Raw genomic sequence first — 16,848 nt, forward strand, 5'->3', positions numbered from 1 at the left:
AAATTTAACCCTTACATTACTCAACCCTAGTATTGTGTCATCCCCCGCGCTACCAAGCAATCTCCCGATCGCCCCATCCCCCTATCCCCCCATCCCCTTTCCTGGTACTCTAGTGTCCGACTGGCCCTTAATTCAATTCAACTAAAAAAATCCTTATGACCATTATTGCCGACAACTTCGCTATTGATATCAATAGCTACAAAGCTCTCACCCTCGACCCCAGCCAACCCCAACTCACCGACGAACAACGGGAAGCCCTCAAATACAACATTCAACTCTGTCGCGATACCCTCATCTTCTTCACCGCAACCGGTGCAGCCAAAGGTGTCGGCGGACACACAGGTGGACCTTACGATACCGTACCCGAAGTCATGATTCTCGATGCCTTCTTCCGGGGAGCACCTGATAAATTTGTCCCCATCTTCTTCGATGAAGCTGGACACCGCGTCGGAACCCAGTACCTCATGTCCGTCCTTAATGGAGACATGCCAGCGGAAAAACTGCTCCACTATCGCGAAGCCCATCACCACCTCCCCGGACACCCCGAACTCGGTTTAACTCCCGGTGTAAAATTTAGTTCTGGACGTTTAGGTCATATGTGGCCCTACGTTAATGGAGTTGCCCTAGCCAACCCTGGCAAAACAGTCTTCTGTCTCGGTTCCGATGGTTCCCAGCAAGAAGGAAACGACGCAGAAGCTGCCCGGCTAGCCGTCGCCCAATACATCAATGTCAAACTGATTATTGATGATAACGATGTCACCATTGCCGGCAATCCATCTAAGTATTTACCCGGCTTTAACGTTGCCCAAACCCTTGCCGGTCATGGCGTGAAAATTCTCGAAGGCAATGGAGAAGACATTGATGACCTCTACGGTCGTCTCTGCGAAGCTATCAATACTCCTGGCCCTGTTGCAGTGATTAACAAGCGTCCCATGTGTCCTGGTATCGAAGGACTCGAAGGATCGAATCACGGTCATGATGTCATTTCCTTAAAATTGGCACTGCAATATTTAGAACAACGGGGTCATACCGCCGCTGTTGAATACCTCAAGGCTATTGAAAAACCTTCACAAAGCTATACCTTCCTCGGTTCTAGTGACAAAGTTGGCTCGAACCGGAATGTCTTTGGAGAATCTGTAGTTGCCATCCTCGGACGCATGAGTGAAGAGGAGCGCAAGCAAAATGTTCTCTGCGTTGATAGCGACTTAGAAGGCTCCTGTGGCTTAAACAAAATCCATGCAGCTCATCCAGAGATCTTTGTCAGTGGCGGCATTATGGAGCGGGGGAACCTCTCTGCGGCTGCTGGGTTTGGCATGGAGAAAGGCAAGCAAGGGATTTTTGCTACCTTCAGCGCCTTTCTAGAGATGTGCATCTCCGAAATTACCATGGCTCGCCTCAACTATTCTAATCTCCTCTGTCATTTCTCCCATGCGGGAATTGATGACATGGCAGACAATACCTGTCACTTCGGCATCAATAATCTGTTTGCCGATAATGGGTTAGATGATGGCTATGAAACCAGGGTTTATTTCCCAGCCGATGCCGGACAAATGAAGGCTTGCGTGGAAGCAGTTTTCCCTCAACCGGGACTGCGGTTTATTTTCTCCACTCGTTCTAAAGTGCCCTTCTTACTCGATAGTGAAGGTAAGGAACTCTATGGTGAAGGCTATACCTTTACCCCTGGCAAAGATGAAGTGATTCGCGAAGGAACTGCCGGTTATATTGTCAGCTTTGGGGATGGTCTCTATCGCGCTCTAGATGCGGTTGAGCGGTTGAAGCAAGACGGTATTGATGTGGGTTTAATTAATAAATCCACCCTCAATGTAATCGATGAAGAGATGATGACCAAGGTCGGAAATGCTCCCTTTGTCTTGGTGGTTGAATCCTTTAACCGCAAAACGGGTTTAGGTAGCCGGTTTGGTTCCTGGTTACTGGAGCGGGGATTAACACCGAAATTTGCTTATTTGGGTGTGCATAAGGAAGGATGCGGTGGACTGTGGGAACAGTTCCCCTATCAAGGCATTGACCCCGTTGGCATTATGGATAAGGTGAAGGCGTTAGTCGGTTAATTCTGATCGCCAATTGGCATAGAAACCGGGTTTCTTGCAGAAACCCGGTTTCTCTACATTAATTGAGTTTATTTTTTCCGATCATGCATTAGAAATAGTTTTAGTTTTCATCTAAGGAGCCTCCATATTGAAGTGAGAGAGTAACAGAAGGTATAGTTGCAGGTGAGAAGGTTTCCCCCTACTCCTGTCAGGGCACTTTCTCCTCTAAGGGGAAATCATCCGTTATTCTAGAGATCGTAGAGAGTGAAAACCAGTATATCGACCAAGGGTAAACTAAACAGAACATGGATATTACGGAGAAACTCAACCGTCTACAGACCCTATTTACTCAAATGGATCGGGCGCTGATTGCCTATTCTGGGGGAATTGATAGTACGTTGGTGGCGAAAATTGCCTACGATCGCCTGGGCGATCGCGCCCTAGCCGTAACGGCTGAATCCCCGTCTCTGTTGCCGGAAGATCTAGAGGAGGCTAAGGTGCAGGCGGCGGCGATCGGGATTACCCATAAAATTGTCCAAACCCACGAAATGGACAATCCTAACTATACGTCGAATCCGATCAATCGTTGCTATTTCTGTAAAAGTGAACTCCACGATACTCTAAAACCCCTAGCCGAAGCCTGGGGTTATCCGTATGTTATTGATGGAGTGAATGGAGATGATTTACAGGATTATCGCCCCGGAATTCAAGCCGCAAAAGAGCGAGGAGCGCGATCTCCATTAGCCGAAGTTGGCGTAACCAAAGCTGAAGTACGAGAACTCTCCAAATATCTGCAACTTCCCTGGTGGGATAAACCGGCTCAACCTTGTCTGAGTTCTCGCTTTCCCTACGGCGAAGAAATTACCCTCTCTAAATTACAACGGGTAGGACGAGCCGAGCGCTATTTACGGCAACTCGGCTTAACCCAAGTTCGGGTACGCTCGGAAGGGGAAAGTGCCAGAATTGAACTCCCCCCAGAACAGATTCAATCCTTTGTTCTCTCCACCCATTTACCGGAATTGGTGAAACAGTTTCAAGATTTTGGTTTTCTCTATGTCACCCTCGACTTAGAAGGCTATGTCAGCGGCAAACTCAATCGCGTATTGGGGGAAGTCACGAAGATTTAGCTAAAACGTTAAACACAAACAAAAAAATCTATAGCAGTGAAAGAGTTGATTAGGATAGTGAGGCTATGGTTTGAGGCAAGAGGCAATAGAAAATTTCCTAACTCTCCTTTCTCAGCTATATCTTTCTCTATTTTCCGAACAACTGTGGTTGCACTCTGATTCTTGATGGGAGTGTCGTTAACTGTCATCAGAAAAACTTCTCCCGATCTTGGAAAGTAGAAAAAGATGGATAGAATAGAAATTATTAATATCCTTATTCGTAAGTTAAGGCAATCATGATCGTCTCCATTCTTTCCTGGAAATTTAACTATTTCTTTAGACTAGCGCAAGAAATTGGCTATTCAAACTTTTTATACCGTTATGGATTGCGTGGATTCCATAAGATCCTCAAACTCAATCAAAAAATGGTTTTATTCAACAATGTGGAAATGATATTACCTTTTGGAAGTCGGTTTGGTACAGAGCTTTTCCTCAAAAGAGAGAAGTTAGATTGGGGATCAGAAGCTTTATTAACTCAGTTTTTAGATCGGGAAAAAATATTTATTGATGTCGGTGCAAATATTGGATACTACAGTTTGCTTGCAGCTCCACTATCGCGTGAAGTTTATGCCTTTGAACCCGATCCAAGAGTCATTAAAATTCTAGAAGATAATATTTCACAGTTTCAAAATTGTCACATTGTGAAAGAGGCACTGTACTCTGAAGTGGGAACCATGGAAATTTCTTTGAAAGCCATGCCTGAACTGAATTCACTGGTGAGAACTAAGATAGAAGATGAAGTTGAAAAAATGACGGTCAAAGTTAACACCTTAGAAAATTTTATGACTGAGTTTCCTTCAGTAAAAGTTGCCGGAATTAAGACGGATGCTGAAGGCGCAGATTTTGAGATTTTATTAGGCGCAAAAAAACTGCTTTCCCGAGATCAACCCTTGGTTTTATCTGAGGCTTACCCCAATACAAAACTACTAAATTTCATTGAATCTATTGGCTTTTCGTGTTATGCATTCGTGAAGCCAAAAAGCAAGGAGAATTATCAATCTAAGCCTCAATTGATGAGAATTCAAGAACAGCCGAAGAAGTACCGAACTAAAATGATTTTTATAGTTCCTGCTAGACTAGTGGCAGAGTTTGAAAAAATAGCAAATTCCTAATACAGCAGTTCCCCCGATCGCTATGCTTGACCAAATTGCTAAAGCCTTTAAACGGAAAGACTATCGTACAGCCCAAAACTTGCTGAAGAATTTCTTGCAAAAAGAACCCCGAAATCCCTGGGGACGACTGTATGCGGGACGATTATATGAGGAAAAAAGGAAACTGGACTTAGCTGAATCCATTTATCGGCAATTATTACAGCAAGCAGAACATCCGAAAATTGTTGCTCAAGCTCGCTCTGGACTGCAACGACTGCAAAGCCAAAAAGAAGCTCAGGAACAGCAACAACGACAACAGGCGATCGCCAGAGTCAGCAAAGATCCGAACCAAGCCAAACCTGGCCTATTAATTATTGAACCCGTCATTGGAGAAGCGCGTAAAGCAGCAGCCAAAGAATTTTCGCGGATCATGAACCTGGACTCTTATAGTGCCCAACGGCAACTCCCTGGACGGTTTTGGCGTTTGCATCGCACGGGGAATATAGGCGAATTGGGGATTTATGGTCAAGAATTGCGAGAGGTGGGAATTCCGGCGTTTTGGGTGAATTTAGAGAAAATTGAGCAGATCCGGGTGTTTCGGGTGCAGTCGATTTCGGAACTGGGAAAAACGGTTAGTATAATGTGCCATGATGAATCCAATCAGTTGGGAACGTTGAGTTTTGAATGGTCAGAAGTGGCACAACGGGTGGAGGGAAAGTTACCTATTTTTGAATCAGTGGTGATGTTAGTGAGCGGAAAACAGGAGAGGGTGGAGCGCACTCAGGATTATGTTTATCTGTGTGATTTACATCTTCCCCAGAGAAATTGTGTACTACGGTTTTGCGATCGCTCCTTTGACTTTCATCATAGTGTAGGGATTATTCCCCCAGATACTCCTCGCTCTCAACTGAGTACCCGTCTTCAATGGAATAGCTTAATTCAAGTGATGATTCAATATCTGCCCCAGACTCCCCTTTGGTCAGATTTTACCCCTTTTGCGGAAACCGTCTTACAGGAAGCTAAAGTAGTGGCAGATCCAAGAGATTTGTTTGCCGAGATTCGCCCCTATATTGATATTTTCCGTAGAGCAGAAACAGAAACCACCTGGGATCGCGCTTTTGCCCTGTACAGTGGCTTAGTATTCTGCCGTAAAGCAGATTAAATATTCATGAGAATTGCAATTGCTCATCATGGGGCGATCGCCACGGCTACGCTGCAACGGATGTTAGAGGGTGTGGCTGACTACCAAGTGATTTGGACAGCATCGGATGGAGCAGAAGCAGTGGTTAAATGCCATCAAAACCGGCCGGATTTAATCTTAATGGATCTGGATTTGCCGGCGATCAATGGTGTAGAAGCAACCCGGCAAATTATGAAACAGTCCCCCTGTGCCATTCTCATCGTGACTGCAAATGCTAAACAAAAGGTGGCTCAAGTTTATGCTGCCATAGAACAGGGGGCGATCGATGCAGTTGATCGACCGGTTTTGAGTGGCATAACCCCCAATAGTGCTGATCGGTTGCTCTCTAAAGTCGCTAAAGTGGGTAAACTTCTCAAACCTACTCCCTCAAAATCCTTCCATTCCCTCCCAAAACGATCCCCTCCCTTAGTAGCCATTGGAGCGTCAACAGGTGGGCCCAAAGCCTTAGCCACGATCCTTTCACAACTCCCGGTTAACTTTAGAGGCGCTATTGTTATTGTTCAGCATGTGGATGCCCAATTTTCCAGTGGCTTAGTAGACTGGTTGCGACAACAAACCCCCTTACCGGTCAGAATAGCAGCGAGCGGCGATCGCCTGCTCTCCGGAACAGTTCTCGTTGCTGGTACAAACGATCACCTCTACCTCAAACCCAACTTAACGCTTGCCTACACCCAAGATCCCCGCCATAACCCCTATCGTCCTTCTGTAGATGTATTTTTTAAGAGCCTCGCTCAACACTATACCCATCAAGGTATCGCGGTTTTACTGACTGGAATGGGTCGAGATGGGGCAGAAGGATTACAGTTACTCAAGGGCCAAGGTTGGCACACCATTGCCCAAGATCGACACAGTTGTGTGGTTTACGGAATGCCGAAAGCGGCTATAGAGTTAGAGGCGGCGATCGAGGTTTTATCCCTAGATGCTATTCCCAAAGGGATCATGTCCCGGATGGGGAGATGGGGAATAGTTAGATGAGTTCATGCAGACATGACACAGTATTCGAGTAAGGCGAGTAACCAACTGGAGAGAGAATTTTACCCCCTGCTATGGAAGCAACGCTCCCCCAAGATCTGCATCTGTCAAAATTGTACCGGTGAGATCGGCTCCCGTTAAGTCCGCATGACTTAAGAGCGCTCCGGTTAAATCCGCATAACTGAGGTCAGCATAGCGCAGACTCGCTTCTCGTAAATCCGTTTGAAACCCTCGTAGTCTTCGCCCTAATCCTAAATTGGCACGACAGAGAATGGCTCGATCTAAGTTCGCTCGGTGGAGAATCGTTTGGCTGAGATTGGCGTAGCTTAAGTTAGCTTCTGAGAAGATAACGTCTTCTAAGTTTGTGGGTTGATCAGAAGTGGGGCGTAAATCTGCATCGAGCAGAATAGCTTGGGATAGGTTAGCTCCTTTCAACGTTGCACCACAAAGACTCGCTTTGATGAGATTAGTACGAGTTAAGTTGGCTTGGTCTAACTTGGCTCCACTCAAATCCGTATCGCGTAAAATGGCTTGCGTCAAGTTAGCTTGTGTTAAGTTAGCTCCCCAGAGTAAAGCTTCACTGAGGTTAACCCCATTCAGTTGAGCGCCAGAAAAGTTGCTTTTTCCCAGTCGAGCTTGTCGGAAATCTGTGCCGGAAAAATCAGCATCAGAGAAATCGATCTCGACTAATTCTATATCTTTGAGGTCAAGTCCTTGAAATTGGCGATCCCCTCGATTATACCGTTCTAGTAGTTCAGATAGATTTACCACAGTTGTCCAACCTTGTTCTATTGCCACGATCGCAAACAATCTTTACTCTACCAAGGATGGCTACTTATAGGATATCGATCGCCAGAACTCTTAGTTATTCGGCCAGAAGCGCTCCCAAAACAAATTCATGGGCACATAAATTACTGGGGCCCAAAGGCTACTGAGAATGGCTGAACATAGAGCAATTTGTTGATGAGCTAACCAAATACTGGAGAAATCGCGATCGCCAATCAACACCAACTGAAGCGCAATCACCGTCTCCGCCAACAGCGTCATCCCGAAGGTGAGTAGAGCCACCGAAATAAAATCCTCTTGGAAATACCGATCTTTTTGGAATTTACCCGTCAAAAATCCGACTAAAACCAATCCCAGCATATGAGTGGGTGAGGCATTAACCACCCCATTTTCCAAGAGAGGATAGGGAGAGGTGAGGGCATCTTGGAGTAAACCTAAGCCTAAACCGGCGATCGCCCCTTGCCAAGCATTGCGCTTCAGACTCCAAACCACCACCCACACCAATGCCCAATTTACCCCAATTCCCAACAACTCCATACCCGGTAATCGGGTAAACATAATCAGGGCACACAACAGGATAGACAAACCCGTTAGGCTAATATTAACCAAACGGCCCAAAGAAGCCAGGCGATCGAGCAATTGTTTTACCACAGTCTATTTCTACTCATTTAACTCATTCAACTCCAAATCCACAGCCGGTTTACCCTCAGAAACCATGACCCACTCTAAATGACCAATGGGAGCCGAAAACCGAACTTGTGCCTCTGGAGCAGGACTTTTTTTCAAATCTACTGACTCAACAATCCCAACCAATAAACCCGATTGAAAGCGAGGAGAATAGGGGGAGGTAAACACCTTGTATCCCGGTTTCACTTCCGGAACCTTATCAAAAAACTCCATCACCGCCTTACTTTGGCCCCTGCCATGCAAGATTCCCATATAACTGCGGTCTTTTCCCACTCGAATGGTTGCCCCTAACCGACTAGTGGGATCGCTTAAGAGTAACACTCGACTGGTATTTTCCGTGACACTAATGACCCGGCCGACCAAGCCTCCAGTACCCGTAACAATATAATCCTTCTCAATCCCATCCAAACTCCCTCGGCCCAGAGTAATTTGCTTCCACCAATGATCCGCACTGCGGCCAATAATGGGAGCAATCACCCCTTCCCGATTTGACTGTTCCTGATAGTCAATTAACTGCTTTAATCGGCTATTTTGCTGTTCGAGTTCTTCCACTTTCGCTTCTAACTCCAGCACCCGTGCCGTTGCTAACTGTTCTTGTTGAGGGGGATTTCCTTGGAAGGGTTCTACCAGACGGCCATAGAGTTCAAACACCAAAGTACCTTGAGTTTGCCGCACATAAACCGCCAAACCTAGGCCAACCACCATCAGCACTAAGTTTAACCAATGTCTTTCCCACCAGCGACGAATTTGACGTATATACATTCACTTTACATCCGCGATCGCGCACTAAAAACCCGTTCTAACTGCTTAAAGTTTTCCAAAACTCGGCCCGTGCCCAAAACCACACAACTCAAAGGATCTGCTGCCACATGGGTCACAATTCCCGTTTCATGGCTCACCAGAGTATCCAAACCCTGAAGCAGTGCGCCACCCCCAGCTAACATAATCCCTCGGTCGATAATATCAGCCGCTAATTCTGGAGGAGTCCGCTCTAGTGTCCGCTTTACCGCATCAATAATCATCGATAACGGCTCTGACATACTCTCGCGAATCTCACCCGCCTTAATGCTAACGGTTCTGGGCAAACCTGACAGTAAATGCAACCCCCGAACATCCATTGCCCCTTCATCAATCTCTGGGGTGGGATAGGCTGAACCAATTTGAATTTTGATATCTTCGGCCGTCCGTTCCCCAATGGTTAAATTGTGGACTTTTTTCATATACTGAATAATCGATTCATTCAGTTCATCACCAGCGACACGCACTGACTCACTAATTACCGTACCTTGTAAACTCAAAACGGCAACCTCTGTGGTTCCGCCCCCGATATCAATAATCATATTCCCCGTCGGTTCAGCCACCGGTAAGCCGGCTCCGATCGCCGCCGCTACGGGTTCATCTATTAAATATACATCCCGCGCCCCCGCTTGGGAAGCGGCTTCCATCACCGCTCGACGCTCTACCCCGGTAACACCTGAAGGAATGCCAATTACCATCCGTGGGGGGATCAATCCCTGTTTACCTTCATGCACCCGTTCAATAAAATGCTTAAGCATCAGTTCAGCCGTGTCGAAATCGGCAATGACTCCATCCCGCAAGGGTCGAAATGTCGTTACATTTCCTGGAGTCCGACCTAGCATTTTCTTTGCATCATCCCCAACTGCCAAAGGTGCTTTGGTTTCCGTGTCTATCGCCACCACCGATGGCTCTTGCAACACAATTCCCTTGCCCGATACATAAACTAATGTATTTGCAGTACCGAGATCGATACCCATATCTCTTGAAAATCGACTAAATACGCCCACCTTTTTTTCTCTCCCGACTTCAATATGTCCAAATGTCTAGAATTGTAAAAATATAATAACTGACGTGGATTCTATTATGTTTTTGAGTTACCGTCCAGTCAGTTGCCCTAAATCTAGTCTGTATCCCCCCATTACCGCTTCGATCCGCTAAAGTAGATTAATTGTTCATCATTAGCAATGGTGTAATTCAAGATGGATCTCAATGTTGTACATTTAGTGGGTCGTGTTGGTATGGACCCAGATGTGAAGTATTTTGAGTCAGGTGCGGTCAAATGCAGACTGACGCTGGCTGTCAATCGTCCCACCCGACGAACAGATGAACCGGATTGGTTTAATCTAAATCTTTGGGGCAAAACGGCTCAACTGGCAGCCAACTACGTCCGTAAGGGCAGACAGATTGGGGTCATTGGTCGATTAGAGATTAATCAGTGGCAAGATTATACGACTCAAGCCCAGCGATCGAGTCCCATTATTACAGTAGATCGCTTAGAGTTTTTAGGATCTAAACGAGATGAGGAAACACAAGGAATGCACAGCGAATTCTGATCGGTATCGAGTCTGCTGAATCAGTACCCAAGTCTTCAATATCGAATGTTTAGGGTAACCGAGGCTTCTACCTGTTGCTCACCCCCGATAACTGGGCTTGGGGCAGATTCTGCTCGTGCAAAGTTTCCTCGATCCAACTGGATAGGAGAGGGCGCGCTGGCGTGATTAATCTGAACACTAACAATACCACGAGAGGTAAGATTGAGGGCATCTAGAACGGTTTGGGCTTGTTTTTGAGCATCAGCGGTGGCTTGACGGAGGGCAACTTGTTGGGCTGCGGCAAGGGCTTCATCAGTAGCAATAAAGCTAATCCCATCAATACGAGTGGCTCCTGCTTGTACTGCGTCATCAATGAGGCTACCGGCTTTAGAAGTGTCGATGCGAAAGCTCACAGTGTTGGTGGCAGTGTAACCGATTAAGCGTTGAGTGCGATCGCTATAACTATAATTCGGTGTTAACCGAATACCGGTTGTTTCCAGACGCTCCACTTGACGCTCTTGCAGTAAGTTCACCACCGCTGAAGACTGTCGAGCCACTTGTGCTTGTACCTCTTGGGCAGTTTTTCCCTGAACCTGTACCCCTAAATTGACCCTAGTTAGGGTAGTTGGAATCCGTTCTATCCCTCTTCCAGTTACCGTTAAGGTTTGCAGCAGTTGCTGTTGTTCCTGAGCATTAACGGGTTTGGGAGTATAGAAGTTTCCCATCACTACTGAAAACCCTATTACCCCTAGAGCCAAAGGCAAGATAGACCAACGTCCCCAACCTTGGCCAGATGTAGAACTGGATTTGTAAATTGGATGCATAATGAGAGTCAATCCTCCTGAGAGTGTGTCTATATCCTCTTAGTTTGTCTGACCGATCCCGATCCGAGGATACGGTTACCATTTTTGTAACTCTTGTCTATTCCCAACTCTTTACTCCCCATTTCAGGAGATTTCTCCGTAGATCGCCCCCCTTGTGTTTACACAAACTTCATCAAGACCGTTGACTTTATGACGTTTATGTACAGTTACCCTCATTACTCTTGAATTAGAGAATAAAAAGGTTTATAAATAAACTACTGAAGCGCAACGAACCGAAGCGCCGGATTAACAACCTGCTCAGGTGAGTTATGTGAAGGGACTAAAAAATCGCTAATGTAGCTGATTCAAAGGTTTCTGTTCAGTAAAAGTGTTAACATAAACTCCTAGAACTTTTCTATACGGTTATGCGGCGCGTGCATAGCCGTATTTTTTTTGATATAGCTTCCGCTTGAAGGCACATTGACCTTAAGTAACTTGGCCCAGATTATAAATTATATGGCTTGACAAAAACAAAAATAGATGAAACAGACCTCTCTTTTGAAACACCATAAGTTATACCATAGTGATACTACTGTAGAGGATAGGAATCAAATTTAAAAGCTTCATAAAGGCTGAACGAAACCATATAAAGGCTTCAAGAAACCATAGAGTCGTTTACTCAAACTTACCGAAACCCCTTGGTCACTGAATCCTATGACATTTGGGTATGTTCATCAATGGGTCTATCGGTCATAGTGGATATATCGGAACAATACAAAAAAAGTTACAGGAGTCCCGACTAATGAATGCAACTAAAACCTTAGCAATTACAGCTGCAACCTCTATTTTCGCTCTCGTTGCGACTCAGCCTTCCGCTCAAGCCTATCGCCTCTTCTTTGGAGAAGACTTAAACAATGGTTGGGCCTCTTCTACCCCCTTATCGAGCACTCCTAAGGCTTCCGCAGCCCAAAACGACTTTCTCTCTGGGCTAGTCGGTTCGCAAGTAGAAACCTTTGAAGGCTTTTCTGATGGTACAAAAGGGCCAATTAATCTTGATTTTGGCGCAGCGGGAGTAGCCACATTAAAGGGAAATGGAACGATTAAACACCAGGCATCTGGCACAACAGACTTCGGTCGTTATGCCACCTCTGGCGAAAAATTTTTGCAAGTTCAGCCCTATATTAATAGGGATGACCGTCATACTCGTCGGTTTTCCATTGACTTTAGTCAAGAGGTAGCAGCATTTGGCTTTAATGGTGTAGATATTGGCGACTTTGGCGGTCAACTGTCCCTGACTCTAAATTTAGCTAATGGCGGTCAAAAAACTGTAACAGTTCCCAATACCCAAAGCGGGAGTGGTGGGACGAGTGGTTCAGCTTTATATTTTGGACTCATTGCTGAAAACGATGATGAACTAATTAATAGTGTCTCGTTCAACATGACTGCTCCACCACTCATCTTTGCCCCCGAAGGGATTTCCCCCGAAGGGTCGTATGAAGATTTGTTTGCCTTTGACAATATGACCATTGCTAGCAAAGCACAAGTGGCAGCTAAGACTCCTGAGCCAGCTTCTGTCCTGGGCTTGTTAGCGGTAGGTGCTATGGGCGCAGTCACTGGACTCAAGCGTAAAGCGAACTAACTCAGTAGAGTTCAGTAAATATATGTGAATTTATCATCCCTGTCTATAGGTGCGTATTATACTGAGGTACAGTGAACTCAATACGCACCTATGACCAGTTTTGAGAAAGCTTTGCTGTTTATTGAACAACGGTGGCGACGGAAAACAGGTAAGCATTTAAGTCCTATTCAAAAAGCCATTCTCCACGGTTCCTGGGAAGAGGGAGCAATTCCTTATCATCAAATTGCAGTTCAGGAAAATTATTCCTCCCAGTATATTCAACAAGTGGCCGCTCCCTATATATGGCGTATCTTATCGGACATTTTAGGGGAACCGGTTAGCAAAAAAAGTTTTACTTCTGTAGTAAAGAATTACCTGGCAACCAGAAATCGAAACAGTGGTTTACTTGAGGTTCCTGGCGATCGCTTATCTCTTGACTCTGAGTTGTATATTAGTAGACCTATAGAGCAACTGGCTTTTCAAATCCTGTCTCATGCAGGAGGGGCTTTAAGTCTTGTTGGCTCTAGGAAAATGGGGAAAACCTCTCTGATGATTCGACTGGTGCATCGAGCAAGACAAGAAAACCTGACAGTTATTCCCTTAAGTTTGGAACAGGTTGACCCACAGTTTTTAGAGAATCTAGATCCGTTTCTACGATGGCTGATTTATGAGTTATATCATCGATTGAACCTGTCACTTTCTGAAGGCGATTTTTCTAGGGATGGGTTAGGCTGTAAAGGATTATCGACTCATTTACTAGAACACTTACTAAAGCAAATCCATTCCCCTTTAGTGGTTGTACTTGATCAGTTTGATTTATTATTCAACAATCTTTCAATTTCGATTGATTTCTTACGCTTGCTGAATTACTGGTATGAAGCTTCAGGATACGGATTGCCAGAAAGTAATGCTTGGCAAAAATTACGATTTATATTAGTGACGAGTACAGATATTTATGCTGAACTTAATCTTAAAAGTTCTCCTATACAAATGGGGCAATCGATTAAAATGCCTTACTTTACAACGTTAGAAGTAGATGAGCTGAAACGCCGTTTTAGGCTACAACTTACCTCTTCTGAAGTTGAAGAATTAATGCAGCTTACAGGAGGACATCCTTATTTAGTAGGCTTGAGTTTATACGCTATTTCTGGATATTATCTCAGTTTCAAGACTTTTTTGAAAGATAGTGTTGATGGAGAGCTGATCTTCGACAAACACTTACATTTCTATGGGCAAATTCTCCAAAGAAATAGTACTCTCTTGCGTGGGTTTCAAGAGGTCGTTCAAGCTCAAGAAGCTGTAAGATTATCTCCATTTCTAGAGTTTCAGCTTGAAAGCTTGGGTCTGGTGAAGTTGGGAAAGAATGGGGTAAGAGTAGCGAATGGGCTATATCGTCGGTATTTTGGCGATCGCCTTTAGATTGGCTTCCATAAATACATGTTCATGGAAAGATGGGTGGGAAGATGAACGTAGTATGCGATTTTTTCCTATATGTAGCGCAAAACTTAAATTTTGTCAAACTCTATCACTAAATGTGGAAAATGGAGTACATTAGAATCTTATCACTTCATTGATTCCCCTATGATGCAACCAACTCTCTCCATAACAGACCCTACTCCTCACACAACCCCGATTCATGTGATTAAGCGAAACGGAACTCTTGCAGCTCTAGATGTCACTAAGATTCGCGCTGTTGTAGAGTGGGCTTGTTCGGGAACCCAGGCTAATCCTATTCCTTTAGAGGCTGGATTAACGACTCGTCTACGCAATGGGGTGACGACTAGGGAAATTCAGGAAAACCTCATTAATTGTAGCTTAGAGTTGTGTTCTCCGACAGAACCGGATTGGCGTTATGTGGCGGGACGGCTGCATATGTGGAGTCTGTGGAAAGATACTCTAGCGGGTAGGGGCTATCAATATGGCGATTATCCGCAAACAGTGGCTCGTAAGGTAGCAGCGAATGAATATGATGAGCGAATTTTAACCTATACTCCCGATGAATTAGAAATTGCGGACAGTTGGATTAATCCCGATTGGGATACGGATTATGATTATGCTGGGGCAACACTGTTAACTAAGCGGTATTTGCTCAAGGATGAGTTGCCGCAAGAAGCGTATCTGACTTGTGCTCTGCTGCTCACGTCGGTGGAGGAACCCCAAAACCGCTTGAAGTGGGCGAAAAAGTTTTATGAGGCGATCGCCCAACGGAAAATTTCCCTGGCTACCCCCATCTTAGCTAACCTGCGAATTCCTGGGGGTTCTCTGTCGAGTTGCTTCATTACTGCCATGGATGACAACCTAGAGAGCATTTACGAAACCTTAACCGATACTGCCCGCATCTCCAAAAATGGTGGCGGTGTCGGGGTAAATGTGAGCCGTATTCGGGCAACGGGATCTTGGGTGATGGGTAAATCCAATGCTTCTGGAGGAGTGGTACCGTGGATTAAATTGCTTAATGATACAGCGATCGCGGTGAACCAAGGCGGAAGACGGGCGGGTGCAGTTACCGTCAGCCTCGATATTTGGCATTTGGATGCCTTGGAATTCCTAGAAATGCAAACCGAAAACGGGGATCAACGACGCAAAGCCTATGACATTTTCCCCCAATTGGTGATTGCAGACGAATTCATGAGACGGGTTATTGCCAAACAAGACTGGACGTTAGTCGATCCCTATGAAGTAAAAAACAAGCTGGGCATCGATCTGCCCACACTCTGGGGTGAAGAGTTTGAGCAAGCTTATAAAACCATTGAAGCGGAAGTTGGCCGTACCCTGAACCTGTATAACCGGATTAATTCCAGGGAATTCTTTAAGACGATCATGCGTACCCAGGTAGAGACGGGTATGCCTTATCTGGCATTCAAAGATACCATTAACCGCGCTAACCCCAACTCGCATCAAGGCTACATTCCCGGCGTTAATCTCTGTTGTGAATCCTTTAGCAATGTCAGTCCTGGGATTGAGGCTCATTGTTGCAACTTGAATAGTCTCAATTTTGCTACCTTAGAGATAGAGGAATTACCTGATATTTGCCAAACGGCAGTACGGATGTTAGATAACACCATCGAAATTACCCATCCTCCGTTCCCAGCCAGTAAAACCCATAATCAGAAATATCGCACTATTGGTGTAGGAGCTATGGGATTAGCCGATTGGTTAGCCAAACGCCAGCTCTCCTATGAAGACTTACCTCAAATGAGTTATTTATTTGAAGAGATGGGCTATTGGTGTACCCATGCATCCATGGAATTAGCTAAAGAGCGTGGTGCTTATAATAGCTTTGCTGGGAGTCAGTGGAGTAAAGGAAATTTAATTGGTGCTAAACCAGTAGAGTGGTTTCGGGAAAACTCCGAACAGCCGCAACGTTGGGAACAATTGTCACAGGATATCCAAACATACGGCATTCGCAATTCCCATATTACGGCGATCGCCCCCAACACCTCCTCTTCCCTCGTCCAAGGTTGCACCGCCAGTATTCTTCCCACCTATAGCCGCTTCTTCTACGATAAATGGGCAAAAGGCAGCGTACCCATTGCTCCCCCATTTATTACTAATTCCTTTTGGTACTACCAAGAAAACAAACACTTGGAACAGAAAAAAGTAGTGGCTGCTGTCTCCACTATTCAGCAATGGATTGACACCGGTATTTCCATGGAACTCCTCTTCAATTTGAATACTGGTATCTATTTTCAGGATGAACCCGAACGCACTCTCAAAGCCAAAGATATTTTTGAAACCTTAATCATGGCTTGGGAGCAAAAATGTAAAGCGGTATACTATGTCCGAACTGTACAACGGGATGACTTTAAAGAAGGATTAACGGATTGTAGTTCTTGCGCCAATTAACTCCATATTTGCAAAAAATGGACAATGGAAGTAGATTATAAACTGCTTCCATTTTTTTGTCATTCACTCCCAATCAGGCTACGAATATGATGAATCATAAACACCCAGTTGATCGCCAAAAAATGACGGTTAACCCAATTTTCAACCCTGGGGGAAATGACGATACCGAACATCGAACCATTTGGTTTGGTGAAACCACTAATCTCATGCAACTCAATGATGGTGCGACCCGTTTGACCTAAACCCCTTTCCCAGAGTGCCTTTGGCACATTCGGGATATAAAGGTGGATAGTCAGCAAG

Annotated in this window: 15 protein-coding genes; 9 read left to right on the plus strand and 6 right to left on the minus strand. The window is 45.2% G+C overall.

Annotation, left to right across the window (positions count from 1 at the left end):
• Window positions 1-155: 155 nt before the first annotated feature.
• The 5 genes from J7529_RS12205 to cheB all read left to right on the plus strand — a co-directional run bounded on the left by J7529_RS12205 (window position 156) and on the right by cheB (window position 6,481).
• Window positions 156-2,069, plus strand: coding sequence for a transketolase C-terminal domain-containing protein (locus J7529_RS12205; protein ID WP_271945207.1), 1,914 nt, complete (start codon window positions 156-158; stop codon window positions 2,067-2,069).
• A gap of 284 nt (window positions 2,070-2,353) precedes the next feature.
• Entirely contained in the window at window positions 2,354-3,175 is an 822-nt protein-coding gene (gene larE, locus J7529_RS12210; RefSeq protein ID WP_318729185.1) for an ATP-dependent sacrificial sulfur transferase LarE, read from the plus strand.
• A 275-nt stretch (window positions 3,176-3,450) separates the two neighbouring features.
• A complete protein-coding gene (locus J7529_RS12215) occupies window positions 3,451-4,326 on the plus strand; it encodes an FkbM family methyltransferase (RefSeq protein ID WP_318729186.1) in 876 nt (291 codons plus the stop codon).
• A gap of 22 nt (window positions 4,327-4,348) precedes the next feature.
• Window positions 4,349-5,467 (plus strand): tetratricopeptide repeat protein, encoded by a 1,119-nt coding sequence (locus J7529_RS12220; protein WP_318729187.1) that lies wholly within the window; start codon window positions 4,349-4,351, stop codon window positions 5,465-5,467.
• Window positions 5,468-5,473: 6 nt separating this feature from the next.
• Complete coding sequence (gene cheB / locus J7529_RS12225) at window positions 5,474-6,481, plus strand: chemotaxis-specific protein-glutamate methyltransferase CheB (RefSeq protein WP_318729188.1); 1,008 nt, start codon at window positions 5,474-5,476, stop codon at window positions 6,479-6,481.
• A gap of 69 nt (window positions 6,482-6,550) precedes the next feature.
• On the opposite strand, the gene hetL is transcribed toward cheB, so the two are convergent.
• The 4 genes from hetL to J7529_RS12245 all read right to left on the minus strand — a co-directional run bounded on the left by hetL (window position 6,551) and on the right by J7529_RS12245 (window position 9,756).
• Window positions 6,551-7,276 (minus strand): heterocyst differentiation pentapeptide repeat protein HetL, encoded by a 726-nt coding sequence (gene hetL, locus J7529_RS12230; RefSeq protein WP_318729189.1) that lies wholly within the window; start codon window positions 7,274-7,276, stop codon window positions 6,551-6,553.
• Window positions 7,277-7,339: 63 nt separating this feature from the next.
• The gene (gene mreD / locus J7529_RS12235; RefSeq protein ID WP_271945221.1) at window positions 7,340-7,915 is read right to left on the minus strand and encodes a rod shape-determining protein MreD; all 576 of its coding nucleotides are present in this window, start codon (window positions 7,913-7,915) and stop codon (window positions 7,340-7,342) included.
• Between the two features lie 9 nt (window positions 7,916-7,924).
• Window positions 7,925-8,713 (minus strand): rod shape-determining protein MreC, encoded by a 789-nt coding sequence (gene mreC / locus J7529_RS12240; RefSeq protein ID WP_271945223.1) that lies wholly within the window; start codon window positions 8,711-8,713, stop codon window positions 7,925-7,927.
• Between the two features lie 5 nt (window positions 8,714-8,718).
• A complete protein-coding gene (locus J7529_RS12245) occupies window positions 8,719-9,756 on the minus strand; it encodes a rod shape-determining protein (protein WP_271945225.1) in 1,038 nt (345 codons plus the stop codon).
• Window positions 9,757-9,948: 192 nt separating this feature from the next.
• On the opposite strand from J7529_RS12245, the gene J7529_RS12250 reads away from it, so the two are divergent.
• Window positions 9,949-10,302 (plus strand): single-stranded DNA-binding protein, encoded by a 354-nt coding sequence (locus J7529_RS12250; protein ID WP_271945228.1) that lies wholly within the window; start codon window positions 9,949-9,951, stop codon window positions 10,300-10,302.
• Window positions 10,303-10,337: 35 nt separating this feature from the next.
• On the opposite strand, the gene J7529_RS12255 is transcribed toward J7529_RS12250, so the two are convergent.
• The gene (locus J7529_RS12255) at window positions 10,338-11,105 is read right to left on the minus strand and encodes an SIMPL domain-containing protein (protein ID WP_318729190.1); all 768 of its coding nucleotides are present in this window, start codon (window positions 11,103-11,105) and stop codon (window positions 10,338-10,340) included.
• A 781-nt stretch (window positions 11,106-11,886) separates the two neighbouring features.
• On the opposite strand from J7529_RS12255, the gene J7529_RS12260 reads away from it, so the two are divergent.
• The 3 genes from J7529_RS12260 to J7529_RS12270 all read left to right on the plus strand — a co-directional run bounded on the left by J7529_RS12260 (window position 11,887) and on the right by J7529_RS12270 (window position 16,548).
• Entirely contained in the window at window positions 11,887-12,723 is an 837-nt protein-coding gene (locus J7529_RS12260; RefSeq protein WP_318729191.1) for a PEP-CTERM sorting domain-containing protein, read from the plus strand.
• 90 nt (window positions 12,724-12,813) lie between these two features.
• On the plus strand, window positions 12,814-14,121 hold the full coding sequence (locus J7529_RS12265) for an AAA-like domain-containing protein (protein WP_318729192.1): 1,308 nt from the start codon (window positions 12,814-12,816) through the stop codon (window positions 14,119-14,121).
• A 162-nt stretch (window positions 14,122-14,283) separates the two neighbouring features.
• A complete protein-coding gene (locus J7529_RS12270) occupies window positions 14,284-16,548 on the plus strand; it encodes a ribonucleoside-diphosphate reductase subunit alpha (protein ID WP_318729193.1) in 2,265 nt (754 codons plus the stop codon).
• Between the two features lie 59 nt (window positions 16,549-16,607).
• On the opposite strand, the gene J7529_RS12275 is transcribed toward J7529_RS12270, so the two are convergent.
• On the minus strand, window positions 16,608-16,848 hold a 241-nt coding region (locus J7529_RS12275; RefSeq protein WP_318729194.1), incomplete at its 5' end, for a hypothetical protein.

It is taken from the genome of Roseofilum sp. Guam (assembly GCF_017746735.1).
In the GTDB taxonomy this organism is placed as follows: Bacteria; Cyanobacteriota; Cyanobacteriia; order Cyanobacteriales; family Desertifilaceae; genus Roseofilum; species Roseofilum reptotaenium.

Excerpts from the sequence above, each read along its gene's own strand:
- J7529_RS12215 (WP_318729186.1), top strand. The coding sequence starts at position 3,451 with ATGATCGTCTCCATTCTTTCCTGGAAATTTAACTATTTCTTTAGACTA.
- cheB (WP_318729188.1), top strand. The coding sequence starts at position 5,474 with ATGAGAATTGCAATTGCTCATCATGGGGCGATCGCCACGGCTACGCTG.
- J7529_RS12220 (WP_318729187.1), top strand. The coding sequence starts at position 4,349 with ATGCTTGACCAAATTGCTAAAGCCTTTAAACGGAAAGACTATCGTACA.
- mreC (WP_271945223.1), bottom strand. The coding sequence starts at position 8,713 with ATGTATATACGTCAAATTCGTCGCTGGTGGGAAAGACATTGGTTAAAC.
- J7529_RS12260 (WP_318729191.1), top strand. The coding sequence starts at position 11,887 with ATGAATGCAACTAAAACCTTAGCAATTACAGCTGCAACCTCTATTTTC.
- J7529_RS12255 (WP_318729190.1), bottom strand. The coding sequence starts at position 11,105 with ATGCATCCAATTTACAAATCCAGTTCTACATCTGGCCAAGGTTGGGGA.
- J7529_RS12205 (WP_271945207.1), top strand. The coding sequence starts at position 156 with ATGACCATTATTGCCGACAACTTCGCTATTGATATCAATAGCTACAAA.
- J7529_RS12250 (WP_271945228.1), top strand. The coding sequence starts at position 9,949 with ATGGATCTCAATGTTGTACATTTAGTGGGTCGTGTTGGTATGGACCCA.
- larE (WP_318729185.1), top strand. The coding sequence starts at position 2,354 with ATGGATATTACGGAGAAACTCAACCGTCTACAGACCCTATTTACTCAA.
- J7529_RS12270 (WP_318729193.1), top strand. The coding sequence starts at position 14,284 with ATGATGCAACCAACTCTCTCCATAACAGACCCTACTCCTCACACAACC.
- J7529_RS12265 (WP_318729192.1), top strand. The coding sequence starts at position 12,814 with ATGACCAGTTTTGAGAAAGCTTTGCTGTTTATTGAACAACGGTGGCGA.